Source organism: Pseudomonas sp. SIMBA_068, assembly GCF_046534705.1.
Lineage (GTDB): Bacteria > Pseudomonadota > Gammaproteobacteria > Pseudomonadales > Pseudomonadaceae > Aquipseudomonas > Aquipseudomonas putida.
Genome location: NZ_JAWRYI010000578.1, coordinates 1 through 269, shown reverse-complemented (window position 1 = coordinate 269; position 269 = coordinate 1). Strand labels below are relative to the sequence as shown.

General features: G+C 64.7%; 1 protein-coding gene. It reads right to left on the bottom strand.

Going from position 1 to position 269, the window contains the following annotated elements; translation table 11 throughout:
• A partial coding sequence (locus tag SB756_RS30495) for a gamma carbonic anhydrase family protein (RefSeq protein WP_410913296.1) occupies positions 1-269 on the bottom strand: 269 nt, incomplete at both ends.

The following is a 269-nucleotide window of genomic DNA, read 5'->3' as shown; positions in this document are numbered from 1 at the left end:
ATTCGGGTTGGTCGTAGCCTTCGGCCAAGTGCTGGTCCTTGAGCTTGACGTAGTTGCCGGCGCTGTAGGGGAAGAACGCGCGCTCCTTGTCGGTCAGCGGCCGGGCCTGTTTCACCGGGCTGCCAACATACAGGAAGCCGCTGAGCAGGCGCTTGCCGGGCGGTACCAGGCTGCCGGCGCCGATGATCACCTCGTCCTCGACGATGGCGCCATCCATGATTGTGCTGCCCATGCCGACCAGGATGCGATTGCCCAGGGTACAGCCGTGC